Origin of the sequence: Amycolatopsis albispora, assembly GCF_003312875.1 — a bacterium.
Classification (GTDB): domain Bacteria; phylum Actinomycetota; class Actinomycetes; order Mycobacteriales; family Pseudonocardiaceae; genus Amycolatopsis; species Amycolatopsis albispora.
The window spans coordinates 4704829-4726703 of record NZ_CP015163.1; the positions used below are offsets into that span (position 1 = coordinate 4704829).

General features: G+C 69.9%; 23 protein-coding genes, 2 tRNA genes and 1 other RNA gene. 13 read left to right on the top strand and 13 right to left on the bottom strand.

The features are described 5' to 3' along the window. Nucleotides 1-106 precede the first annotated feature (106 nt). From A4R43_RS22115 to A4R43_RS22135, 5 genes are all read left to right on the top strand, one after another. Entirely contained in the window at nucleotides 107-388 is a 282-nt protein-coding gene (locus tag A4R43_RS22115; RefSeq protein ID WP_113694085.1) for a metal-sensitive transcriptional regulator, read from the top strand. A 90-nt stretch (nucleotides 389-478) separates the two neighbouring features. Then, nucleotides 479-685 (top strand): heavy-metal-associated domain-containing protein, encoded by a 207-nt coding sequence (locus tag A4R43_RS22120; RefSeq protein WP_113694086.1) that lies wholly within the window; start codon nucleotides 479-481, stop codon nucleotides 683-685. Continuing rightward, nucleotides 685-1587, top strand: coding sequence for a hypothetical protein (locus A4R43_RS22125; protein ID WP_113694087.1), 903 nt, complete (start codon nucleotides 685-687; stop codon nucleotides 1585-1587). The genes A4R43_RS22120 and A4R43_RS22125 overlap by 1 nt, the downstream gene beginning before the upstream one ends. Before the next feature lie 9 nt (nucleotides 1588-1596). Further along, complete coding sequence (locus A4R43_RS22130; RefSeq protein WP_113694088.1) at nucleotides 1597-3843, top strand: heavy metal translocating P-type ATPase; 2247 nt, start codon at nucleotides 1597-1599, stop codon at nucleotides 3841-3843. Between the two features lie 34 nt (nucleotides 3844-3877). Beyond that, entirely contained in the window at nucleotides 3878-4354 is a 477-nt protein-coding gene (locus tag A4R43_RS22135; protein ID WP_113694089.1) for a hypothetical protein, read from the top strand. Here the strand turns inward: A4R43_RS22135 and A4R43_RS22140 are convergent. Beyond that, a complete protein-coding gene (locus A4R43_RS22140) occupies nucleotides 4340-4711 on the bottom strand; it encodes a glyoxalase superfamily protein (RefSeq protein WP_113694090.1) in 372 nt (123 codons plus the stop codon). The two genes, A4R43_RS22135 and A4R43_RS22140, sit on opposite strands and share 15 nt — an antisense overlap. Before the next feature lie 191 nt (nucleotides 4712-4902). Beyond that, nucleotides 4903-5274: a transfer-messenger RNA gene (gene ssrA, locus A4R43_RS22145) on the bottom strand. Between the two features lie 185 nt (nucleotides 5275-5459). On the opposite strand from ssrA, the gene A4R43_RS22150 reads away from it, so the two are divergent. From A4R43_RS22150 to A4R43_RS22160, 3 genes are read left to right on the top strand one after another with little or no spacing between them, the layout of a single operon-like run. Continuing rightward, nucleotides 5460-6158, top strand: a complete 699-nt coding sequence (locus tag A4R43_RS22150; RefSeq protein ID WP_113694091.1) for a sensor domain-containing protein — start codon at nucleotides 5460-5462, stop codon at nucleotides 6156-6158. A gap of 32 nt (nucleotides 6159-6190) precedes the next feature. Then, nucleotides 6191-7321: a sensor histidine kinase gene (locus A4R43_RS22155; RefSeq protein WP_113694092.1), complete on the top strand. Its 1131-nt coding sequence runs from the start codon at nucleotides 6191-6193 to the stop codon at nucleotides 7319-7321. Nucleotides 7322-7351: 30 nt separating this feature from the next. Next, nucleotides 7352-7996: a response regulator transcription factor gene (locus A4R43_RS22160; protein ID WP_113694093.1), complete on the top strand. Its 645-nt coding sequence runs from the start codon at nucleotides 7352-7354 to the stop codon at nucleotides 7994-7996. Between the two features lie 3 nt (nucleotides 7997-7999). Here A4R43_RS22160 and A4R43_RS22165 read toward each other — a convergent pair whose 3' ends face one another. Next, entirely contained in the window at nucleotides 8000-8374 is a 375-nt protein-coding gene (locus tag A4R43_RS22165) for a cupin domain-containing protein (RefSeq protein ID WP_113694094.1), read from the bottom strand. Nucleotides 8375-8471: 97 nt separating this feature from the next. Between A4R43_RS22165 and A4R43_RS22170 the strand changes: the two genes are divergently transcribed. From A4R43_RS22170 to A4R43_RS22180, 3 genes are all read left to right on the top strand, one after another. After that, a complete protein-coding gene (locus A4R43_RS22170; RefSeq protein ID WP_113694095.1) occupies nucleotides 8472-8933 on the top strand; it encodes a MarR family winged helix-turn-helix transcriptional regulator in 462 nt (153 codons plus the stop codon). 83 nt (nucleotides 8934-9016) lie between these two features. After that, nucleotides 9017-9247, top strand: coding sequence for a hypothetical protein (locus tag A4R43_RS22175; protein ID WP_113694096.1), 231 nt, complete (start codon nucleotides 9017-9019; stop codon nucleotides 9245-9247). 71 nt (nucleotides 9248-9318) lie between these two features. Next, nucleotides 9319-10665 (top strand): acyltransferase family protein, encoded by a 1347-nt coding sequence (locus tag A4R43_RS22180; protein WP_113694097.1) that lies wholly within the window; start codon nucleotides 9319-9321, stop codon nucleotides 10663-10665. Here A4R43_RS22180 and A4R43_RS22185 read toward each other — a convergent pair. From A4R43_RS22185 to A4R43_RS22215, 7 genes are all read right to left on the bottom strand, one after another. Beyond that, the gene (locus A4R43_RS22185; protein WP_335645096.1) at nucleotides 10573-11436 is read right to left on the bottom strand and encodes an amidohydrolase family protein; all 864 of its coding nucleotides are present in this window, start codon (nucleotides 11434-11436) and stop codon (nucleotides 10573-10575) included. The genes A4R43_RS22180 and A4R43_RS22185 overlap by 93 nt on opposite strands. 41 nt (nucleotides 11437-11477) lie before the next feature. After that, nucleotides 11478-11954, bottom strand: coding sequence for an SsrA-binding protein SmpB (gene smpB, locus A4R43_RS22190; RefSeq protein WP_113694098.1), 477 nt, complete (start codon nucleotides 11952-11954; stop codon nucleotides 11478-11480). Between the two features lie 41 nt (nucleotides 11955-11995). Beyond that, nucleotides 11996-12895 (bottom strand): permease-like cell division protein FtsX, encoded by a 900-nt coding sequence (gene ftsX / locus A4R43_RS22195; RefSeq protein WP_113694099.1) that lies wholly within the window; start codon nucleotides 12893-12895, stop codon nucleotides 11996-11998. Nucleotides 12896-12949: 54 nt separating this feature from the next. Beyond that, nucleotides 12950-13639 (bottom strand): cell division ATP-binding protein FtsE, encoded by a 690-nt coding sequence (gene ftsE / locus A4R43_RS22200; protein WP_113694100.1) that lies wholly within the window; start codon nucleotides 13637-13639, stop codon nucleotides 12950-12952. 71 nt (nucleotides 13640-13710) lie between these two features. Continuing rightward, nucleotides 13711-14814 carry a peptide chain release factor 2 gene (gene prfB / locus A4R43_RS22205; protein ID WP_113694101.1) on the bottom strand — a complete coding sequence of 368 codons (1104 nt, stop codon included), beginning with the start codon at nucleotides 14812-14814 and terminating at the stop codon, nucleotides 13711-13713. A gap of 72 nt (nucleotides 14815-14886) precedes the next feature. Next, nucleotides 14887-15387: a PadR family transcriptional regulator gene (locus A4R43_RS22210; RefSeq protein ID WP_113694102.1), complete on the bottom strand. Its 501-nt coding sequence runs from the start codon at nucleotides 15385-15387 to the stop codon at nucleotides 14887-14889. 425 nt (nucleotides 15388-15812) lie between these two features. Continuing rightward, nucleotides 15813-15889: transfer RNA gene (locus A4R43_RS22215), tRNA-Met, on the bottom strand. Between the two features lie 161 nt (nucleotides 15890-16050). Here A4R43_RS22215 and A4R43_RS22220 point away from each other — a divergent pair. Then, nucleotides 16051-16992 (top strand): hypothetical protein, encoded by a 942-nt coding sequence (locus A4R43_RS22220; RefSeq protein ID WP_162788552.1) that lies wholly within the window; start codon nucleotides 16051-16053, stop codon nucleotides 16990-16992. Here A4R43_RS22220 and A4R43_RS22225 read toward each other — a convergent pair. The 3 genes from A4R43_RS22225 to A4R43_RS22235 all read right to left on the bottom strand — a co-directional run bounded on the left by A4R43_RS22225 (nucleotide 16972) and on the right by A4R43_RS22235 (nucleotide 21120). After that, nucleotides 16972-17943, bottom strand: coding sequence for a helix-turn-helix transcriptional regulator (locus A4R43_RS22225; protein WP_113694104.1), 972 nt, complete (start codon nucleotides 17941-17943; stop codon nucleotides 16972-16974). The two genes, A4R43_RS22220 and A4R43_RS22225, sit on opposite strands and share 21 nt — an antisense overlap. A 60-nt stretch (nucleotides 17944-18003) precedes the next feature. After that, nucleotides 18004-18077: transfer RNA gene (locus A4R43_RS22230), tRNA-Met, on the bottom strand. Nucleotides 18078-18144: 67 nt separating this feature from the next. Beyond that, on the bottom strand, nucleotides 18145-21120 hold the full coding sequence (locus A4R43_RS22235) for a UPF0182 family protein (protein WP_236808186.1): 2976 nt from the start codon (nucleotides 21118-21120) through the stop codon (nucleotides 18145-18147). 182 nt (nucleotides 21121-21302) lie between these two features. On the opposite strand from A4R43_RS22235, the gene A4R43_RS22240 reads away from it, so the two are divergent. Then, complete coding sequence (locus A4R43_RS22240) at nucleotides 21303-21851, top strand: PPA1309 family protein (RefSeq protein WP_113694106.1); 549 nt, start codon at nucleotides 21303-21305, stop codon at nucleotides 21849-21851. The last annotated feature ends 24 nt before the right edge of the window (nucleotides 21852-21875 follow it).

Consider the following 21875-nt stretch of genomic DNA (forward strand, 5'->3'; position numbering starts at 1 on the left):
CGCGGGCGTGCCGGGGGTGGGGCTGTCCCCACCGCGGGTCCGGCGACGCCATACCCGGGTTGGGTAGCATGGCCGGAGAACACGCGATCGAGGTAAGGGGTGCGGCATGGCCAGCTACAGCGGCGACAAGGAGGCGTACCTCAAGCGGCTGCGCCGGGTGGAGGGCCAGATCCGCGGGTTGCAGCGCATGGTCGAGCAGGACAAGTACTGCATCGACATCCTCACCCAGGTTTCGGCCGCGACCAAGGCGTTGCAGGCGTTTTCCCTCGAACTGCTCGACGAGCACCTGTCCACCTGCGTGGTGGACGCGGCCGCGGCGGGCGGCAAGGAGGCCGAGGCGAAGGTCAGGGAGGCGTCCGAGGCCATCGCGCGCCTCGTCCGCTCCTGACCACCGGGAGTGCGCCCCCGTTGGACACTGTACCCCCCTTGGGTATAGATTCGCGATCAAGCGCACACCCACCGGAAAGGACGCACGAAGATGACCGAGACCACTTACGCGGTGACCGGGATGACCTGTGAGCACTGCGCCCGGTCGGTGACCGAGGAGGTCACCAAGATCAGCGGCGTGACCAAGGTCGACGTGGACCTCGCCGGCGGCGCGGTCACCGTCACCAGCGAGAACGGCGTCGACGACGCCGAGGTGCGCGCCGCGGTCGACGAAGCCGGTTACGCGGTCGCGAGCTGATGAACACCGCCGCGAAGCTCTCCGCGTACGGCGCGGCGCTGGTCCTGGTCGCCGGTGGCGGCTGGGCCATCGGGGGCGCGGCCGGGCCGCTCGACGCCTCGGGAGCACCGGCGGCGCACGAGGACACGCATGAGGCACAGCCCGCCGAGCTGCCCGGCGGGCTGGCCTCCTCGCTCAACGGCTACACGCTGGTGCCGTCCACCACCACCCTGCCCACCGGCACCACGCAGCCGTTCACCTTCCGCGTGCTCGGCCCGGACGGCGCCCCGGTCACCGCCTTCGACGTGGAGCACGAGAAGCGCATGCACCTGATCCTGGTGCGCCGGGACACCGCGGGGTTCCAGCACCTCCACCCGCAGCTCGCCGCGGACGGCACCTGGTGGATCCAGCTCGGCCTGCCGAGTGCGGGCAGCTACCGGATGTACGCCGACTTCAAGCCGACCGGCGGCCGCGCCACCACCCTCGGCGCCGACCTTTCCGCGCCGGGTGATTACCAGCCCGCCTGGTACCCGCCCGCCCGCGAGTCCGAAGTAGACGGTTATCGGGTGCGGCTGGACGGGGAACTGGTGGCCGGGCGGTCGTCGCCGGTACGGCTGACCGTGTCCAAGGACGGCCGCGAAGTCACCGATCTGGAGCCCTATCTCGGCGCCTACGGCCACCTGGTCGCGTTGCGTGGTGGCGATCTCGCCTACCTGCACGTCCACCCGGACGAAAGCGCGGTACCGGGGCCGTCCATCGACTTCCACACCGAAGTGCCCTCGCCGGGCACCTACCGCCTGTTCCTGGACTTCCAGCACGGCGGCCAGGTCCGCACGGCCGAGTTCACCGTCGAGGCACGCGGTACCGCCCCAGCCGCACCGGCCCCGCCCGGCGACGACGGCCACGGTCACTCCCACGGCTGAGGAAGCGACATGAGTTCCGAAACGACCGAACGCCTCACCAGCGAGGTCGAGCTGGCGATCACCGGCATGACCTGCGCCTCCTGCGCCGCCCGCATCGAGCGCAAGCTGAACAAGATGGACGGTGTCACCGCGACGGTCAACTACGCGACCGAGAAGGCGAAGGTCAGCTACCCCGCCGATCTCGAGCCGACCGCGCTGATCGAGCAGGTGGTGGCGGCCGGATACGCGGCCACCGTGCCACGTACCGGAAAAGCGCCTGCGGAGTCCGAAGTGGACGATCCGGTCCGGCCGCTGCGCGACCGGCTGATCGGCGCCGCGGCGCTGTCGGTGCCGGTGATCGCGCTGGCGATGGTCCCGGCGCTGCAGTTCACCTACTGGCAGTGGATCTCACTCGCGCTGGCCGCGCCGGTGCTGGTCTGGGCGGCGTGGCCGTTCCACCGGGCCACCTGGGTGAACCTGCGGCACGGCGCGGCCACCATGGACACGCTGATCTCGATCGGCACGCTCGCCGCGTTCGGCTGGTCGCTGTACGCGCTGCTGTTCGGCACCGCGGGCACACCCGGCATGACGCACCCGTTCGAATTCACCGTCGAACGCACCAGCGGCGACGGCAACATCTATCTCGAAGTCGCCGCCGGGGTCACCACGTTCATCCTGGCCGGGCGCTACTTCGAGGCGCGGTCGAAGCGACGGGCGGGCGCGGCGCTGCGGTCGTTGCTCGAACTCGGCGCGAAGGACGTCGCCGTGCTGCGCGGGGACGGTGAGCAGCGCATCCCGATCGGCGAACTCGCCGTCGGCGACCGGTTCGTGGTGCGGCCCGGCGAGAAGATCGCCACCGACGGAATGGTCACCGAAGGCGGCTCGGCGATCGACGCGAGCATGCTCACCGGCGAGTCGGTGCCGGTCGAGGTCGGCCCCGGCGACACCGTGACCGGCGGGTGCGTGAACGCGGGCGGCAGGCTGGTGGTCCGCGCCACGCGGGTCGGCTCGGGCACGCAGCTCGCGCAGATGGCGAAGCTGGTCGAGGACGCGCAGAACGGCAAGGCCGCCGCGCAACGGCTGGCCGACCGGATCTCCGCGGTTTTTGTGCCGGTGGTCATCGCGCTCGCGGTGGGCACGCTGTTCTTCTGGCTCGGCGCGGGCGCGTCGGCGTCGGGCGCGTTCACCTCGGCGGTGGCCGTGCTGATCATCGCCTGCCCGTGCGCGCTGGGCCTGGCCACGCCGACCGCGCTGCTGGTCGGCACCGGCCGCGGCGCGCAGCTGGGCATCCTGATCAAGGGCCCGGAGGTGCTGGAGTCGACGCGCGAGGTGGACACCGTCGTGCTGGACAAGACCGGCACGGTGACCACCGGGCAGATGTCCCTTGTGGACGTTCACCTCGCCGAGGGCACCACGGCCGAGGACGCGCTGCGCCTCGCGGGCGCACTCGAAGACGCTTCCGAACACCCGATCGCCAAGGCCATTGTGCGTGGTGCGAAGGACCGCGTCGGCAAGCTGCCGAAGGTCGAGGACTTCTCCGCGGTGGAAGGGCTCGGCGTACGGGGCACGGTCGACGGGCACGCGGTGGTGGCGGGCCGGGTCGCGCTGCTGGAGCACCTGCCCCCTTCGCTCGCCGCCGCCAAGGCGGAAGCGGAAAAGCTGGGGCAGACCGCGGTGGCGGTCGGCTGGGACGGGCAGGCACGCGCGGTGCTGGTGGTCGCCGACACCGTGAAGCCGACGTCGGCCGAAGCGGTCGCGGGCCTGAAGCGGCTCGGCCTGACGCCGGTGCTGCTGACCGGCGACAACGAAGCCGTGGCGCGTGCCGTCGCCGCCGAAGTCGGCATCACCGAGGTGATCGCCGAGGTCCTCCCCCGCGACAAGGCCGACGTGATCGCGCGGCTGCAGGGTGAGGGCAAGGTGGTCGCCATGGTCGGCGACGGGGTCAACGACGCGGCCGCGCTGGCGAAGGCGGACCTGGGGCTGGCCATGGGCACCGGCACCGACGTGGCGATCGAAGCCAGCGACCTGACCCTGGTGCGCGGTGACCTGCTGGCCGCCGTGGACGCGATCCGCCTGTCGCGGCGCACGCTCGGCACGATCAAGGGCAACCTGTTCTGGGCGTTCGCCTACAACGTGGCCGCGTTGCCGCTGGCCGCGGCCGGCCTGCTGAACCCGATGATCGCCGGGGCCGCGATGGCGCTCAGCTCGGTTTTTGTCGTGACGAACAGCCTGCGCCTGCGGGGTTTCCGGCCGATAACGGTCGCGGCCCGCCCGTAACGATCCGGCCGCCGCGAGCGGCTTTCAGCGCGTTATGACGGTCATCGGAATCACCGGCCACCAGGAGCTGCCCGCGGCGGCTCGCGTGCACGCGCTCGAAAAGATCACCACAGTGCTGGCCGAAGCCGCCGCGCCGGTGATCGGGCTGAGCAGCCTCGCCAAGGGCGCCGACCAGCTGTTCGCGGAACTGCTGCTGCGCTCGGGCGGCACGCTTTTTGCGGTCATCCCGTCGCACGACTACGCCACCACGTTCAGCGGTGCCGCCAGGGACACCTATCTCCGGCTGCGTGCCGCGGCGAAGAGCGCGGTGACGCTGGAGCACCACCACGCCTGCGATGCCGCCTTCGAGGAAGCCGGGCGGTTCGTGGTGGAGCACAGCGACCTGCTCGTCGCGGTGTGGGACGGCAGCCCGGCGCGCGGCACCGGCGGCACGGCGGACGCCGTGGCGCACGCGCACCGCCTGAACCGCCCAGTCACCGTCGTCTGGCCGGACGGCCTAGCTCGGCCGTGAAACTTCCTGCACGGACCACTTGTTGCCGTCGGGGTCGCTGAAGAAGACGAACCGGCCACCGGGCAACTCCTGGACGTCGCTCACCTCGACCCCGCGCCCGGCCAGCTCGGCGCGGGCGGCCTCGATGTCGGAGACCACCAGCTGCAACCCGGGCTGCGAACCGGCGGGCGCCTGGGTGAGCCCGGTGCCGATGGCGATCGAGCACGCCGACCCCGGCGGGGTCAGCTGCACGAACCGCAGCTCCGCACTCACCCGATGATCATGATCCGCGACGAAGCCCACCTGGTCCACGTAGAACGCCTTCGCGCGGTCCACGTCCGACACCGGAACCTGCACCAGCTCCAACTTGAAGTCCATCTCACTGCACCCGCTTCCTTCGAGACCGGAACGCTCTGTTCCACTCCATCCTAACAGAACGGAACGATCCATTCCAAGTCTCCGGCGCAAGATTTTCCTCGCTCGCCGAGCATTGCGCTGGCCCTCGTTCACCGGCAGGGACCGGCACAAAGAAACCGGCGAGTGCTCTACGCGAGCACTCGCCGGTCATCGGGTGGAGGTGCCGGGAATTGAACCCGGGTCCTCTGGCGCCTCATCAAGGCTTCTCCGTGCGCAGTCCGCTCTGTCTCTACTCGGCCCCATCGGTCACGCGAACAAGCCGATGTGACGGGCCCAGCCACTGTTGGTTTCCCTACCGGACTCCGTGGCCGAGTCCGGCGGTAAGCCTCCTAGCTGATGCCGGCGACCGGGACGGAGGCACTCCCGGGCCGACAGACCACGCGCTCGCTCAGGCGGCGAGGGCGTAGTCGCGCTGGCTATTGGCCTTGGCGCTTATTGGTTTGCGATGACGCTTACGGTGGTCTCTCGCCTGCACCGGCACGCTTCCCTTGAATCGACGTCCAAAGTCGAAACCGTTCACCCCCTGGTGGGTCGTTCTGGCAACCTGTCCATCATAACGCGCCCCCGCAAGCGGGTATTCCGCGCTGCCCGGCATGGTGGGGCTGACCCCACCCCCGGCATGCCCGCGGGCACCATGGCCCGGCGCACCCCCTTCCGGCGAAGCTTGGTCCAGCGAAAACGCCACGGACACCCAGAAGGGACACCCGCCATGCACACGGCACAGATCGAGCAGGACGGCAGCCGGTCGCGTCCGCCGTTCGCGGGGTCGCTCGGCTTCCTGCTGATGAACCTGCCGATCGGCATCTTCGGCTTCACCCTGCTGTTCACCCTGGCCACCACCGGCATCTCCACCGCCATCGTCTGGGTCGGCCTGCCGATCGCCGCGCTGGCCGTGCTGCTGGCCCGCGGCGGCGCCAGGGTGGAGCGCGCACGGGTCTACGCCATGCTCGACACCTACATCCCGGTGCCCTACCGGGCCCTGCCGGAAGGCAGCCAGAAGGACCGCTGGAAGGTCCGACTCAAGGACGGCGCCACCTGGCGCGACGCGGCCTACTTCTTCCTGCTCTTCCCGCTCGGCATCATCCAGTTCGTCCTGGTCACCACGTTCTGGGCGGTCAGCCTGGCCTTCGCCGCGCTGCCCATCTACTTCCGCTACCTGCCCACCGGCGCCTTCCACTTCCCCGCCTACGACGCCGACCTGCGGTGGATCACCGTGGACTCCACCGTCGAGGCGCTGCCCTGGGCCGCGCTCGGTGTGCTGTTCATCGCCATCTCGGTGGCGCTGACCAGGGCGATGGCCGCGGGCCACGCCCGCTTCGCCGCGGTGCTGCTCGGCCCCACGCGGCGGATGGAGGAGGACGGTTCCCCTTTCCCGGAGGCCCCGGCGATGTCGACGGTGGCAGGATGACGATCGTCACCACCGCACAGGGAGGAACCGGGATGTCCCAGGAGGGGCCCGCGTTCGAGCAGCCGAAGCCGTTCTGGCCCAAGGCGCTCGGCTTCATGGTCGCGAGCTTTCCCTTGCGCATCGTCCAGTTCGTCCTGCTGGTGGTGCTGACCGTGGTCGGCATCGGCACGGTGGCCATCTGGGTCGGCATCCCGCTGCTGGTGCTGGCCACCGGCCTGACCCGCTGGTTCGGCGACGTGGAGCGGCGCTGGGTGCGGGTGTCGCTGGGCACCCCGCTCCCCGACGCCCAGCGCCTGCCGCAGGAGGGCAGCTGGCTCCAGCGCTGGCGCACCCGCCTGACCGACCAGACCACCTGGCGCGACTTCGCCTACCTGATGGCGGTGCTGCCCCTGGGCGTGGTCGAGTTCGCGCTCGGACTCGCCGGCATCGTGCTCTTCCCGATCGCGATCTGGGTGCTGCCGTGGGTCGGCTGGCTGCACGGCACCCTCGCGCTCGCCCTGCTCGGCCCGCCGCGCAACCAGCAGCTGGCCGCCAAGGCCCAGCACCTGCAGGCGTCGCGGGCCCGCGGGGTCGACGCCGCCGAAGCCGAGCGGCGCCGGATCGAGCGCGACCTGCACGACGGCGCGCAGCAGCGGCTGGTGGCCGTGGCGATGAGCCTCGGCCGCGCGAAGTCGAAGCTGGCGAACGATCCGGAAGCGGTCCGCGAACTGATCGACGAAGCGCATTCGGACGCCAAGCTGGCCGTCTCCGAACTCCGCGACCTGGCCCGCGGCATCTACCCCGCCGTGCTCGGCGACCGCGGGCTCGACGCGGCGCTGTCCGCGCAGGCGGCGAAATCCCCGGTGCCGGTGGACGTTTCGGTCGACGTCGAGCCGCGGCCGCCCGCCGCGGTGGAGACCACGGCGTACTTCATCGTCGGCGAGACGCTGACCAACATCGCCAAGCACTCCGGTGCCACGCGGGCGGCGGTGAAGGTGTGGCGCACCGAGGACAAGGTGATCGTGGAGATCACCGACAACGGGCACGGCGGTGCCGAGGTGCGCAGCGGGGGTGGGCTCGCCGGCCTGGCCGACCGGGCTGCCACGATTGACGGTGTCATCACCGTCGTCAGCCCGCCGGGTGGGCCAACGGTGGTCCGCTCGGACCTGCCGTGCACCTGGTGAGCAGGCCGAACCTGGGGAGCCTGAAGAACTATGCGCGTGGTCATCGCAGAGGACGCGGTGCTGTTGCGAGCCGGGATCCAGCGCTTGCTGGCGGACGAGGGCATCGAGACGGTGGCCGCCGTGGACAACGGCGAGGACCTGCTCGTCGCGGTCAAGGAGCACCGGCCCGAGCTGGCGATCGTCGACGTGCGCATGCCGCCGACCTTCACCGACGAAGGCCTGCGTGCCGCGCTCGGCGCCCGTGAGGTCGTTCCCGGGCTGCCGGTGCTGGTGCTGTCGCAGTACGTGGAGGAGAGCTATGCGGTCGAACTGCTGTCCGGCGGCGCCGGTGGGGTCGGTTACCTGCTCAAGGAACGCGTCGCCGACGTGGCCGACTTCCTCGACGCGGTGCGGCGCGTCGCCGGTGGCGGCACGGCGATCGATCCCGACGTGATCTCCCAGCTGATGGCCCGCGGCCGGAAGAACCCGCTGGACGCGCTCACCGCGCGCGAGTCCGAGGTGCTCGGGCTGATGGCGCAGGGCCTGTCGAACACCGCCATCGCGAACACGCTGGTGGTCTCGCACGGCGCGGTGGAAAAGCACATCGGCAACATCTTCGCCAAGCTCGGCCTGGAGGTCTCCGCCGAGGAGCACCGCCGCGTCCGTGCGGTGCTCACCTACCTCGAACGCGGCTGAGCCCTACTGCGCCCAGGGCGGCGCGATCCGCTCGCCGTTGGCCAGCACGCCTTCCAAGCCCTTCGACGTGCACACGGTCAGGTGCGCGGGTTCGCCGCCCGGGTTGCTCAGGCTGAACTCGCGGTCCGGCGGCAGGATGAACGCGTCGCCGGGCGCGAGGTGGTACGGCTGACCGTCGAGCGTGGCCGTCACCTGTCCCTGGTGCAGCACAAAAACCTCCTCCCGGCTGACCCGGTGCGCTTCGCCGGCCTCACCGGGTGCGACCTCCAGCGCCCAGACGGCCAGTTCGGCGGAACCCCGGCTCGGCACGGCCAGCGGCCGGAACCGCACCCCGCCACGCTCGAACGACGGCGCCCCGGCCAGTGTCGCCACGGTCATGAACCCACCTCCATGTAGTCAACCTGCTTGACGGGTTTTAAGGTAAAGCCGGTTGACCAACTAGTCAAGCAGCTTGTCTACATCGCGGAGGTGCCCGATGGCCGACGGAGAACTCCCGGCCCTGCTCGCGCTCACCTTCCGCGCGGTCATGGACGGCATCCACGAGCAGCTCGCCGCCGAGGGCTTCGCCGACGTCCGGCCCGCACACGGCTTCACCTTCCAGTTCCTCTCCCACCGCCCCGACGGCGTCACCGCGGTGGAACTCGGGGAACACCTCGGCGTCACCAAGCAGGCGGCCGTCCAGCTCACCGACGAACTCGAGAAGCGCGGGTACGTCCAGCGGCGCCCGCACCCGGTGGACCGCCGCAGTCGCCTGATCTCACTGGCACCACGCGGATGGGCGTGCATCGAACGGGTGGTGACCCTTTCCCGCGCCGCCGAGGCGCACTGGGCGGAACTCGTCGGCGAGGACCGGCTTGCCCAGCTCAGCGCGGATCTGCACACCTTCGTGCGTGACGCCGCGTCCCGGCGGCCGGTGACCTTGCGTCCGGTCTGGTAACCGAAGCTCACCCGTCTGAGGGCGGCACCGGGGGATCAGCTCCCCTACCATTAGCGGACGCTGTCGCCGGAGAGGAGATCGGCTTGTCCGCAGGACCCCAGGAGTGCGTCCGCTTCTTCGGCGGCCCGCTCGACGGCCGGATCCAGGAATTCGGCGACACCGAGCCGGTGCGCGGCACCGTGATGCGCCACGTGCACCTGCACGACGGCCCGAAGATCGAAACCCACTACGAACTCGACTGGAACGCCGAGCACGGCTGGGAGTACCGCCTGCGCCCGGCCGGCGGGGTAGGGCCAACCCCACCGCAGAACTAGGAAAAACCGAACCCGAAGACGCCTGCTCGCCCCGCTGTGCCGGAAGGCCGTTTTGACCAGGCTCTTCAGGTATGCAGACGAGTACAGCCCGGCCGAAACGGGACCTCTTCCTCGATGTCGTGCGTGCCGCCGCGATCGCCGGTGTGGTCGGCCAGCACTGGCTGATGCCGGTGCTCGGGTACGCGGACGGGCAGCTGGCCACCGGCAACGCGCTGGCCACGCCCGGCTGGTGGATCATCACCTGGCTGTCCCAGGTGATGCCGCTGGTCTTCTTCGCCGGTGGTGCGGCGAACCTGCTCTCGCTGAACGCCGCCACCAGCAGCCGTGAGTGGCTCGCCGCCCGCGTGCAGCGGCTGCTGCTGCCCGCGCTGCCGTTGTTCATGGTCTGGCTCGTGGTACCGGAACTGCTGCGTGCCTTCGGCATTCCCGAACAGCCGCTGGAGGTGGCCGGCGCGATCGCCGCCCAGCTGCTCTGGTTCCTCGCCGTCTACCTGGTCACCGTGCTCGCCACCCCGCTGATGGCGGCCGCGCACCGGCGCTGGGGCCTGCGCGTGCCGGTGGTGATGGCCGTGGCGGGCGTGCTGGTGGACGTCGCGCGGTTCAACGACTTCGGCCTGATCGGCTACGCCAACGCGGTGTTCGTCTGGCTCGCCGTGCACCAGATCGGCTTCCACTACGCCGACGGCCGCCTCCGCGACCTCGGCAGGCGCGGGGCGCTGACCATGTCCGCGGCCGGTTTCGGGATCACCGCGCTGATGGTCGCCTTCGGCCCGTACCCGGCGAGCATGATCGGCATGCCCGGCGCGCCGGTGTCGAACATGAGCCCGCCGAGCGTGCTGCTCGCCGCGCTGGCCGTCGGGCAGATCGGCTTGCTGCTGGCGCTGCGCCCGGCGATCGACACCTGGGCCGTGCGCCCGCCGGTGGCGGCCGCCCTGCGCTGGCTCGGCCCGCGCTTCATGAGCGTGTACCTGTGGCACATGCCCGCGCTGGTGGTCGTCTCCGGGATCGCCGTGCTCGGTTTTGGTTACCACACCCCGGAACCCGGCAGCCTGGCCTGGTTCGCCGCGGCACCGCTCTGGCTGGCCGCCACCGGGCTGGTGCTGCTCGGCCTGCTCCGCGTGTTCGCCCGGTTCGAGATCCGCAAGCTCGACCGCGGGCCGATCGCGCCGACCGCGCAGCTGGCCGTCGCCGGCCTGCTCGCCTCGGGCGGCCTGCTCGGCCTGGCCGCCATCGGGTTCACCACCCCGGCCGGAGGCAGTCAGCTCGACGGCCCGCTGCCGTGGGTTTTCCTGGTCACCACGGCCTTCCTGCTGGCTGGCAAGCCGCTACGGCTCAAGTCCCAGCAGGCGCGCCGGGGTGTCGTGCAGCACCCGGCGCAGGAACTGCTCCCCCAGCCGGTCGTCGGCAGCCGCCCATGAGGCGACGGCCCGCAACTGGGTCGCGTAGGAGTACGGGATGTTCGGGAAGTCGGCGCCCAGCACCACTCGATCGCCGAGACCGGCGAGGCTGGCCACCCAGCCCGCCGGTTTCGGCATCATCGCTTCGGTGAACGGCACGCCGACCATGGTGGTGTCGAGGTACACGTTCGGATACCGGCGCACCAGCTCCAGCGCTTCCTCGTACTCCGGCATGCCGGCGTGCGCCAGCACCGCGGTCAGCCGCGGGTGCCGCCGCAGCACCGCGCCGAACACGTCCAGCCCGGTGTGCGCCCCGCGCAGCGGACCGTGTCCACAGTGGACGACAACCGGCACGGCCGCGTCGGCGAGCGTGCCCCAGGCCTTGTCCAGCAGGTCGTCGCGCGGGTCGTAGGCGCCGACCTGGACGTGGGCCTTGAAGCACCGCGCACCGGCCCGCACCGCGGAGTCCACATAGGACGCGGCGGTGGGTTCCGGGTACAGCGTCGCGGTGGGCACCGCCTCCGGCACCCTGGTGCCGAACTCCAGCGCCCACTCCGAGAGCCACTCGGCCATGCCCGGCTTGTGCGGGTAGACCAGCGGCGCGAACCGCAGCACGCCGAGCCGGCGCAGCACCGCCAGCCGGTCGTCCTCCGGCAGCCGGTAGTGGATCGGCCACGGTGTGCCGTAGTGGCGCTCGGCCTGGTCGAAGTACGACCAGACCTTCGCCATCACCCGCTCCGGCAGGAAGTGCACGTGCAGGTCGACCAGCCCGGGCAGGCCCAGGGAACGCACCCAGCCCGGTACCTCCTCGTCCGAGGCCGGGCCGACGCCGCTCAGTACCGGCCCTTCAGCGCGCGGCCCATCGCCTTGCGCACCTCGCGGTCGGCGTCGCGCTTGGCCAGGTCCTGGCGCTTGTCCCAGGACTTCTTGCCCTTGGCCAGCGCCAGCTCGACCTTGACCTTGCCGTCCTTGAAGTACATCGACAGCGGGACCAGGCTGAGCCCGCTCTCCTTGGTCTTGCCGATCAGCTTCTCGATCTCGCCCTTGTGCAGCAACAGCTTCCGGGTCCGGCGGGGCATGTGGTTGGTCCACGTGCCCTGCACGTACTCGGGGATGTGCACGTTGCGCAGCCACACCTCGCCGTCATCCACCGTGGCGAACGCGTCGGCCAGTGAGGCCTTGCCGTCACGCAGGCTCTTCACCTCGGTACCGACGAGCACCAGACCGGCTTCGTAGGTGTCCAGGATGGAGTAGTCGTGCCGCGCCTTGCGGTTCGACACGATCACCTTGTGACCACGTTCTTTGGGCATGATGACAACTCTACGTGATTCTCAGGCGCACGACACCGGCATTAATGGCGCACGTACAGACGCAGCGTGACGTAACCGGTGATGGCCGAGATCAGGATCGACACCCCGACCAGGATCGGCGCCACCGGGAACAACACGTCCAGTGTGGTCACCGGTGGAATGATCCCGCCCGCCGACGTCAGCAGCGTGTCGAAGAACAACATCTTGCCCACCAGCAGGAAAACGATCGCGAGGATCGCCCCGACCACGCCGGCGACCACCGCCTCCAGCAGGAACGGCAGCTGGGTGTACCAGCGGGTGGCGCCGACCAGCCGCATGATGCCGACTTCCGTGCGCCTGGTGAACGCCGAGACCTGGATGGTGTTCGAGATCAGCAGGAGCGCGGCGAAGGCCTGCAGCAGCGCGACCACGAAGGTGATGTTCCGGAACACGTTGAGCCCGTTGAAGAACCGCTCCAGGAACACGTTCTGGTCGTCGACCTTGTCCACCCCGGGACGACCGGTGTACTCCTTGACGATCACGTCACTGCGGCTCGGGTCCTCGAGCTTGATGTGCAGCGAGGCGGGCAGCGATTCGGGACGCGCCAGCTCGACCAGTTCCGGCTGGCCCTCGAAGATCCGCTTGAACCGCTCGAAGGCGTCCTGCCGGTTCTCGAACACCACGGAGTCCACGCCGGGCCTGCTGTCCAGCTCGGTGCGCAGCCCGGAGCACAGCTGCTGCGAGCAGTTCACGTCGCTGGCGCTGACGTCGTCGGTGAAGTAGACGGTGACCTCGACGTCGTCCTGGTAGTTCGTCTTCATCTTGTCGATGGTTCCGACGATCAGCAGACCGCCGCCCAGCATGGCGAGCGAAACCGCCGTGGTGATGACCATCGCGATGGTCATCGTGATGTTCCGGCGCAAGCCGGTGACGACCTCGCTGAACACAAAACTGGCACGCATCGGGGTGGCTGTCCCTTGGGGGTCGGGGGTGGGAAGGGTGCGGCGGTACGGCGGTCAGCGGCCGACGCCGTACACCCCGCGGGCGTCGTCGCGGATGACCCGGCCGAGCTGCAGCTCGACCACGCGGCGGCGCATCGAGTCGACGATCGAGTGGTCGTGGGTGGCCATCAGCACGGTGGTGCCGGTGCGGTTGATCCGCTCCAGCAGCAGCATGATGTCCTGGCTGGTGTCCGGGTCCAGGTTCCCGGTCGGCTCGTCGGCCAGCAGCACCAGCGGCCGGTTGACGAAGGCACGCGCGATCGCCACGCGCTGCTGCTCACCGCCGGAGAGCTCGTTGGGCAGGCGGTCCGCCTTGCCCTCGAGGCCGACCAGCTCGAGCACCTCGGGCACCACCTTGCGGATGGTCTGCTTCGGCTTGCCGATCACCTCGAGCGCGAACGCCACGTTCTCCGCGACGGTCTTGTTGGTCAGCAGGCGGAAGTCCTGGAAGACGCAGCCGATGGTCTGGCGCAGGCGGGGGACCCTGCGGCGGGCCATCTTGGCGACGTCGAAGTTGGACACCATCACCCGGCCTTGCGACGGCACCTCCTCGCGGAGGAGCAGCCGGAGGAACGTCGACTTACCGGACCCCGACGGGCCGATCAGGAAGACGAACTCGCCCTTGTCCACCTCGACGGACACCCGTTCGAGCGCAGGTCGGGTCGAGGTCTTGTAGACCTTGGATACCTCTTCGAGCCGGATCACGGTGCGCCATCCTACTCAGGTCACCCGTTAAGCCTAAGTTGCCCACCACCCGAACGGGGTGCGGCGGCCGCTCAGGCGTTCTCGGTCTGCTTCCGCCAGCGGATCCCGGCCTCGAGGAAGCCGTCGATGTCGCCGTCGAGCACCGAGCTGGGGTTGCCCACCTCGAACTCGGTGCGCAGGTCCTTGACCATCTGGTACGGGTGCAGCACGTAGGAGCGCATCTGGTTGCCCCAGCTGGAGCCGCCGTCCTTGAGCGCGTTCAGCTCGGCGCGCTCCTCCTCCTTCTTGCGCTGCAGCAGCTTGGCCTGGAGCACCTTCATCGCGGCCGCCTTGTTCTGCAGCTGCGACTTCTCGTTCTGGCAGGAGACCACGATGCCGGTCGGCACGTGCGTGATGCGCACGGCCGAGTCGGTGGTGTTCACGCTCTGCCCGCCGGGGCCGGACGACCGGAACACGTCGACCCGGATGTCCTTCTCCGGGATGTCGACGTGGTCGACCTCCTCGACCTCGGGCAGCACCTCGACGTGGGCGAAGGAGGTCTGGCGGCGGCCCTGGTTGTCGAACGGCGAGATGCGCACCAGCCGGTGCGTGCCCTGCTCGACCGAGAGCGTGCCGTAGACGTAGGGCGCGCTCACCTTGAAGGTGGCGGACTTGATCCCGGCCTCTTCGGCGTAGGAGATGTCGTAGACGTCGGTCGGGTAGTCGTGCCGCTCCGACCAGCGCAGGTACATGCGCAGCAGCATCTCGGCCCAGTCGGCCGCGTCGACGCCGCCCGCCTCGGACCGGATGGTCACCACGGCGTTGCGCTCGTCGTACTCGCCGGAGAGCAGGGTGCGCACCTCGAGTGCGGCGATCTCCTGCCGGAGCTTGGCCAGGTCGGCCTCGGCCTCGGCCTTGCTGGCGGTGTCGTCCTCGGCCTCGGCGAGTTCGTAGAGCACTCCGAGGTCGTCGACCCGCTGACGCAGCTCGGACACCCGGCGCAGCTCGTTCTGCTTGTGCGAGAGCTGGCTGGTGATCTTCTGCGCGGCCTCCGGGTTGTCCCAGAGATCGGGTTTCGACGCCTCCTGCTCCAGCGAGGCGACATCGGCGCGCAACGCGTCCAGATCCAGCACGGTCTCGATCTGGGCCAGCGTGCCGGCGACGTCCTTCAGCTCTGCTTCAAACTCGGCGCTCACGCCGCTCCACGTTACGGCAGAGTGCGCCGGGAGTCGCGGCCGGTCGCAGACAACCGGCCGCGAATCCGCGGTTCAGGCCTGCGGGATCGCGTCGACCAGCTTGAGGGCCGCCTTCGCGTGCGCCTGGCCGAACTCGGCCACCGCCTTCGCGTAGGGGTCCTCGGCCGCCTTGATCGCCGCCTTGGCCGCGTCGAGTTCCTCGGCGTAGGTGCCGCGGGCCTGCTCGACCAGGTTCGAGCGCTGCTTCGCCGTCAGGTTGCCGGCGTGCACCAGGCGGAGGATCAGCGGGCTGCGAAGGTGGTCGGGTCCGGCGTCGGAGGACAGCCAGGCCTTGAAGGCCTTCTTGCCCGCGGCGGTGATCACGTACTGCTGGCTGGAGCGCGGTCCCTGCTTGCCGAGACGGACCAGGCCTTCCTTCGCCAGCGCCGGGAGCTCCCGGTACACCTGGCTGCGCGTGACGCTGAAGAAGGCGCCGAATCGTTCCTCCGCTCCCGCGACGAGCTGCCCGCCGGTGGCCGGGCCGTCGTGGAGCAGACCGAGCAGGGCTGCGGCTGTTGCATTCAAATCGGACACGCCTTCTACGTTCCCACTTCTCCGCAGTTCTGTCCACAGTGGCCAGCCGTTGAGTCCACAATGGCTAGTTCATTTCCGCCGGAAAACCCCCTTTCGGCCTAGCGCAGCTCCGAGTCCATAATGGACGAACACCCAACGTCAACCCGGGGTGACAGCTGTACGCAGTACGCTGACCAGGCAAAACAGTCGCACACCGCACGGTCGGCCAGTGGTTCGACCGGCGCACCGGTCGAGTGAGCCGAGTTCGTACGTCCACAAAAATTGCACCAGGTGCGAAGAGCCGCACCACGTGCGAGAAGCACTGTCCACACGCCACCCCTACAGCCCAATATGGACTCGAGCGCCACCGCGGGCACACGGCCGGACACGGAGCGTCGCAAAAAGGAAGAGGCCCGGTTCGCCGAAACGAACCGGGCCTCTTCCCGTGGTAGCGGGGACAGGATTTGAACCTGCGACCTCTGGGTTATGAGCCCAGCGAGCTACCGAGCTGCTCCACCCCGCGTTGTTGTGTAAGAAAAGATTACCCCGGGCGCCCCGACTGGCCGACACCGGGTGCACTTAACGCAGTTTACGCAGGTAGAAGCCCGATCTCCGACCTGAGAGGGAGGCCGCTCGCCCCCGCGGTGGAAGTGCCGGGAACGGCACGCGGCCGATGCTGAGCCCATGACAAGCACACGACGCTGGCCGGTCGGGCTCGGTTGCTGGGCACTGGCCTATGGAGCCGTCCGGTTCTCCGTGCCGCTGCCCGGCGGCAACCGCAACGCCGACCTGTCCGCGATCCCCGCCTGGGCCGTCGCCGCCGTCTGCGTGCTCGGCGCGGTGGTGGCGTTCACACCCAGGGTGAACCGGGCCGTGCTCGCCGCGGGCTGGGCGGTGGCGGCGGCACTGACGGCACTGGGCTTCGTGCTCGTGCTCGACCTGGTCGCCCTCGCGCTGCCCGGGCTCGAGCTGCCGTTCGCCCTCCAGCCGTTCCTCCTCCGGCTCGGCTGCGCGCTGACCGGCCTCGCGTTCGCCAGGCTCACGCTCACCCGGCAACGGCGGTTTCGCGGCGCCTGCCCGGACTGCGGCCGCATCGGCGGCGTGACCCGGCTCGCCACCCGCCCGCGCTGGGCGCTGGTGGCCGGATACGTCGCCGTCGCCGGGTGCGCCCTCCGCTTCGGCGCGCAATCCCTTTGGGAGGACGAACTCCCGATCGGCCTCAGCGCCTCGTGGTGGCTGTTCGTGGTGGGCATGCTCGCGGGCGGCACGCTGCTGCCGCTGGCGCTGGTGCACCGCTGGGGCGAGATCTGGCCGCGGTGGGTGCTCCCGCTGGCGGGCAGGCGGGTGCCGCGCCTGGTGCTGCTGATCCCCGCCGCGTTGTTCGCCCTCGGCCTGGTCTCCTACTTCGGCGCGTTCGGCCTCGTCGAACTGGTCGTGCGCGCGGTGTCCGGCGAATCGGACGAGCACACGCTGTTCCTCTGGCTCGCGGTGCTCGGTTATCTCGGCTGGGGCGCCGGGATCGGCGTCGCCGCGGTGGCCTACCACGCGCGCACCCGGCCGGTCTGCGCCCGCTGCGCCGAACGTCCACAACGGACCAGTGACGGCCTAGTCGGCGTAGAGCCGTGACAGGCCGTCGACGAGCTGGGTGATCCGGTCCCGCAGCGACGGCGGTTCGAGCACCTCGACCTCCGGCCCCAGCCGGAGCAGCTCGGCCGCCGCGTGTTCGGTCGATTCGATCGGGATGGTGCCGGTCACCCAGCCGTCCTCCCCCGGCTCGCCGGCCGATTCGGCGAACGCCCTGACCACATCGGCCGCGTAGTTGTCCGGGAACCTTTCGGCACCCGACGGCGAAAGCCGGATCACCGCGGCACCCCGCTGCCGCCGGGTCTGGAAGTCCGCGCGATAGGCCGCCCAGTACCCGGCGAGATCGAATTCCGGCGGCCGCTCGAAGTGGTCGCCTTCGGTGAGTTCGAGGATCTGGTTCACGCGGTACGTGGCGGCCCGCTCACCACTGCCCGCCACCAGGTACCAGCGACCGCCCTTGAGCACGAGACCGTACGGGTGGAGCGTGCGCTCGACGTCCCGCGGCTCGCGCCACCGGCGGTACCGGACGTGCAGCGCGCGCTGCGTCCACACCGCCTCGGCGACGGCCGCCAGGTGCGGGGTCTCCTCGGCCTCGGAATACCAGCTCGGCGCGTCGAAGTGGAACCGCGACGCGATGCGGCCGGCGCGCTCCCGCAGCTCCTCCGGCATCGCGGCGAGCACCTTGAGCTGAGCCGTGCCCGCCAGCTCCGCCAGCCCCAGCTCCGCCGCCGGCCCCGGCAGCCCGGTGAGGAACAGCGTCTCGGCCTCCGCGGCGGTGAGCCCGGTCAGCCGCGTGCGGTACCCGTCGAGCAGCTGGTACCCACCCGCGGGGCCCGCGTCGCCGTACAGCGGGATCCCGGCGGCGTGCAGCGACTCGGCGTCCCGGTAGATGGTGCGCACCGACACCTCGAGCTCCGCGGCCAGCTCGCGCGCGGTCATGCGCCCGCGCGCCTGCAACAGCAGCAACATCGACACCAGGCGACTGGCCCGCACCCGACCTCCCCGCGAACACGAAAGAGGGCCGTGTCCGCGGACACGACCCTCTTCCCTCTGTAGCGGGGACAGGATTTGAACCTGCGACCTCTGGGTTATGAGCCCAGCGAGCTACCGAGCTGCTCCACCCCGCGTTGTGACACCAACCTTACGCCGCGGTTTCCCGGCGGTGCAAAGCGGGTGCCCCAAAGGTTGCCGACATCACCCCCCGGCGGGCGGCTGCGCGCCCGCCTTGGCCTGCTCGTAGCGGTTGGCCGCCGCCTCCAGGTCGGACAGCGCCTGGCCCTGCGCGACGAAGTCACCGGACTGCTGTGCCGCCTTGAGCCTGGTCAGCGCCGCGTCGATGTCGGCGATCGCCTGGTCGATCTGCGGGTTGCCGGTGTTCGGCGGCAACGGCACGCCCTGCCCAGGCGTCGACGGCGGGGTCGAGGGCGGTGCGTTCGGATCCGTCGACGGCGGCGGTGCCGGTGTGGTCGGCGGTGCCTCCTGGTCCGGCCCGGTCGCCGCTTCACCGGTACCCGGCCCGAACACCTCGTCGAGCGCCTGGTTCAGCGTCGGCGCGAACCCGACCTTCGACCCGTACGAGACGAGCACCCGGGCCAGCTGCGGGAAGCTGTTCGCGTTCCGCTGCTGGATGTAGATCGGTTCCACGTAGATGAACCCGTCGGCCACCGGCAGCGTCAGCAGGTTGCCGGGGATCACGTTGACGCTCTGGTTCCCCAGTAGCGTTCTCTGCTCGGCGAAGTCCGGGTCGCTTTGGAACCGGTTCTGCACCTGGACCGGACCGTCGTTCTGGTTGCTGCCGTCACTGGGCAGCCTCAGGACTCTGATCTGGCCGTAGTCCTCCGGTTCCGACGACACCGACACCCACGCCGCGAGGTACTGCCGTTGCAACGCGGTCAGCGAGCTGGTCAGCTGGAACTTCGGTTTCGTGTCCCCCGGCGCCTGCGCCATCACGTAGTACGCCGGTTGCTTCGGCCCGTTCGCGCTCGGGTCCAGCCCGCCGTCCTTGGTCGGGTCCGGCGGCACGCTCCAGAACGTCTGGGTCGAGAAGAACTCCTGCGGGCTGCCCACGTGGTACTTGGTCAGCAGCTCGCGCTGCACCTTGAACATGTCCTCCGGGTACCGGAAGTGCTCGCGCAGGCTCGGCGTGATCTCCGAGCTCGGCTTCACGATCCCGGGGAAGACGTTCTTCCACGCGTTCAGCACCGGCTCGTTGTCGTCCATCGCGTACAGGTTCACCGTGCCGTTGAACGCGTCGACGGTGGCCTTGACCGAGTTCCGGATGTAGTTCAGCGAGCTGTTCTGCTGTCTCGCCACGCCGGACAGCGAGTCCTGCGTGGCCGCGCCCAGCTGGGTCTGCTGGGCGTACGGGAAGTTGTTCATCGTGGTGTAGCCGTCGACGATCCACTGGATCTTGCCGTCGATCACCGCCGGGTACGGGTCACCGTCCACGGTCAGCCACGGCGCCACCTTGCTGACCCGGTCCCGCGGGTCGCGGTTGTACATGATCTTCGAGCCTTCGCTGATGGCGTCGGAGAAGAGGATGTTGCGCTCCCCCTCGTTCGCCGCGAAGACCAGCCGGTTGAACCAGCCGTCGATCGGCACACCGCCGGTGCCCTTGTAGAGGTAGCTGCGGTCGGAGGCGGTGTCGAACTCACCCGGCGCCTTGCCCGGCTGCCCGCCGACGATCGCGTAGTCCGTGGCCAGCTCGCCGTAGTAGACGCGGGCCTCGTCCACCCGGATGCCCGAGCCGGTCGGGTTCACCGTGTCGCTGGTGGTGGCGACCGGGTAACCACCGTCGGAGTTGCCCTGCCCGGCGCCGGTGGCGTCACCGACCGCGCGGTCGATGGTGTTCGCCGGGGCCGCGACGAAGCCGTTGCCGTGCGTGTAGACCAGGTGCCGGTTGATCCAGGTCCGCTGGTTCTCGGCGAGGCCCTCGGTCTTGATCTCCTTCGCGGCGACGATGTAGTCCTGCCGCTTGCCGTTGACCTCGTAGCGGTCGACGTCGAGCTTCTCCGGGAAGCCGTAGAAGTTCTCGCGGCCGACGCGCTGGGTGAAGGTCGGGGTCAGCACGTCCGGGTCGAGCAGGCGAATGTTCGGGATGGTGCCCTTGTCCGCCCGCACCTCGGCCGGGGTGGCCGTGGTTTTGCCCGTGTAGTTGTCGTACTGGACGTCCCCGAGGTCGAAGGCGAACTTCGTGGCGTCCATGTTCCGCTGGATCGACTGCGCTTCCTTCTCGTTCGCGTTCGGGCGCACCGAGAACTGCTCCAGCACGGCGGGCCAGGCGGCGCCGACCAGGATGCCGGACAGGATCAGCAGCACCAGCGCGATCGCCGGGAGCTGGATGTTGCGCAGGAAGGCGCCGACGAAGAAGGCGATCGCGCAGAACACCGAGATGCACAGCAGGATCAGCTTCGCGGGCAGCACCGCGTTCAGGTCGGTGTAGGTGGCACCGTAGAACAGCGGCGCGTTGCGGTCGGAGAACAGCAGGTTGTACCGGTCGAGGAAGTACTCGACCGCCTTGAACAAGACAAAAAGGCCGATGGTGATGGCCAGCTGCACCCGCGCCGGGCCCGCCATCTGCCCGCCCTTGCCGGCCAGCCGGATGCCGCCGAACAGGTAGTGCGCCAGCAGCGCGCCGATGAAGGCCACCGCGATCGCGACGAACAGCCAGCCCAGCAGCCAGTTGTAGAACGGCAGGTCGAAGGCGTAGAAGCCGACGTCGTTGCCGAACTCGGGATCGGTCTGGCCGAAGTTCGTGCCGTTGAAGTACAGCTGGACGCGCTGCCAGGCGTCCTGGCCGGAGAAGCCGGCGATCACCCCGGCGGCCACCGGGATGCCGATGCCGAACAGCCGGATGCGCGCGACCACGGTGGAGCGGTACCTGGCCAGCGGATCGTCGGCGCCCGACACCGGGACGAACACCGGCCGGGTGCGGTAGGCGATGGCCAGGCTCAGCGCGAGCGCGCCGCCGACCAGCAGGCCCACCGCGAAGAACAGGCCGATCCGGGTGTAGAGCTCGGTGGTGAACACGTTCCTGGCGCCGACCTCGCCGAACCACAACCAGTCGACGTAGGTGTCGAGCAGTCTCGCGCCCAGCAACAGCGCCAGCACGACAACGGCCGCGATGATCAGCAGTATCCGGCTGCGCTTGGACAGTTTCGGCAGGCTCACGGGGGGCCGAGTGGCCACTGCACACGCTCCTGTTGTCGTGATCTGGTACTCCGGGGCACCGGCACCGGCATCCTCGCCGACCGCCCCTGGATACCTAACTCTACGGATGGCCTCCTGAGTTCCCTGAACCGCCCAAACCGGGCGCATAAGAACGCGGTCACCGAGCCTGCCACGATGTGCGCATGACGGAGAGCGAGAAGCCCGCGACCGGGGTCGGCGCGCTGGCCCGCGAGGTGGAGGAGTTCGTGGCGGCGGGCGGCTGGGAGCAGCCGCCGCAGCTGTTCGCTCTGGTGCCCACCCAGGCACTGCTCGCGCAGCAGCCCGACCTGGCCGGTCAGCTCGACGCCGACGCCGAGCTGACCCCGGTGGCGCAGGAAGCACTGCCCGAGGGCGACCTCGCCGACGCGCTGGGCCAGATCGCCTGGCCGGAGCTGGTGGCAGGCTGCGCGCTGGCCCAGGAGATCATCGTGCTGCCGCCGGACGCCGAGGAGGAACTGGCCGGCGAATCCGACGCCGACCGGCTGCGCCAGGCCGCCGCGGACCACCCGCGCCGCACGGAAGCCCGGCTGGTCGCCGCCGTGCTCCGGGGTGGCGAGGCGTCCTGCGTGATGCGGCTGCGCGGGCTCAAGGGCGCCGACGGCGAGCCGGTCGACGAGATCATCGAGAACGCCGAGCTGGCGCCGAACCTCGTCGCCGCCCTCCAGGCCACGTTCGCCCCCGAAGCGGGGTAGGCCTAAGCAGGACAACGCCGAGCC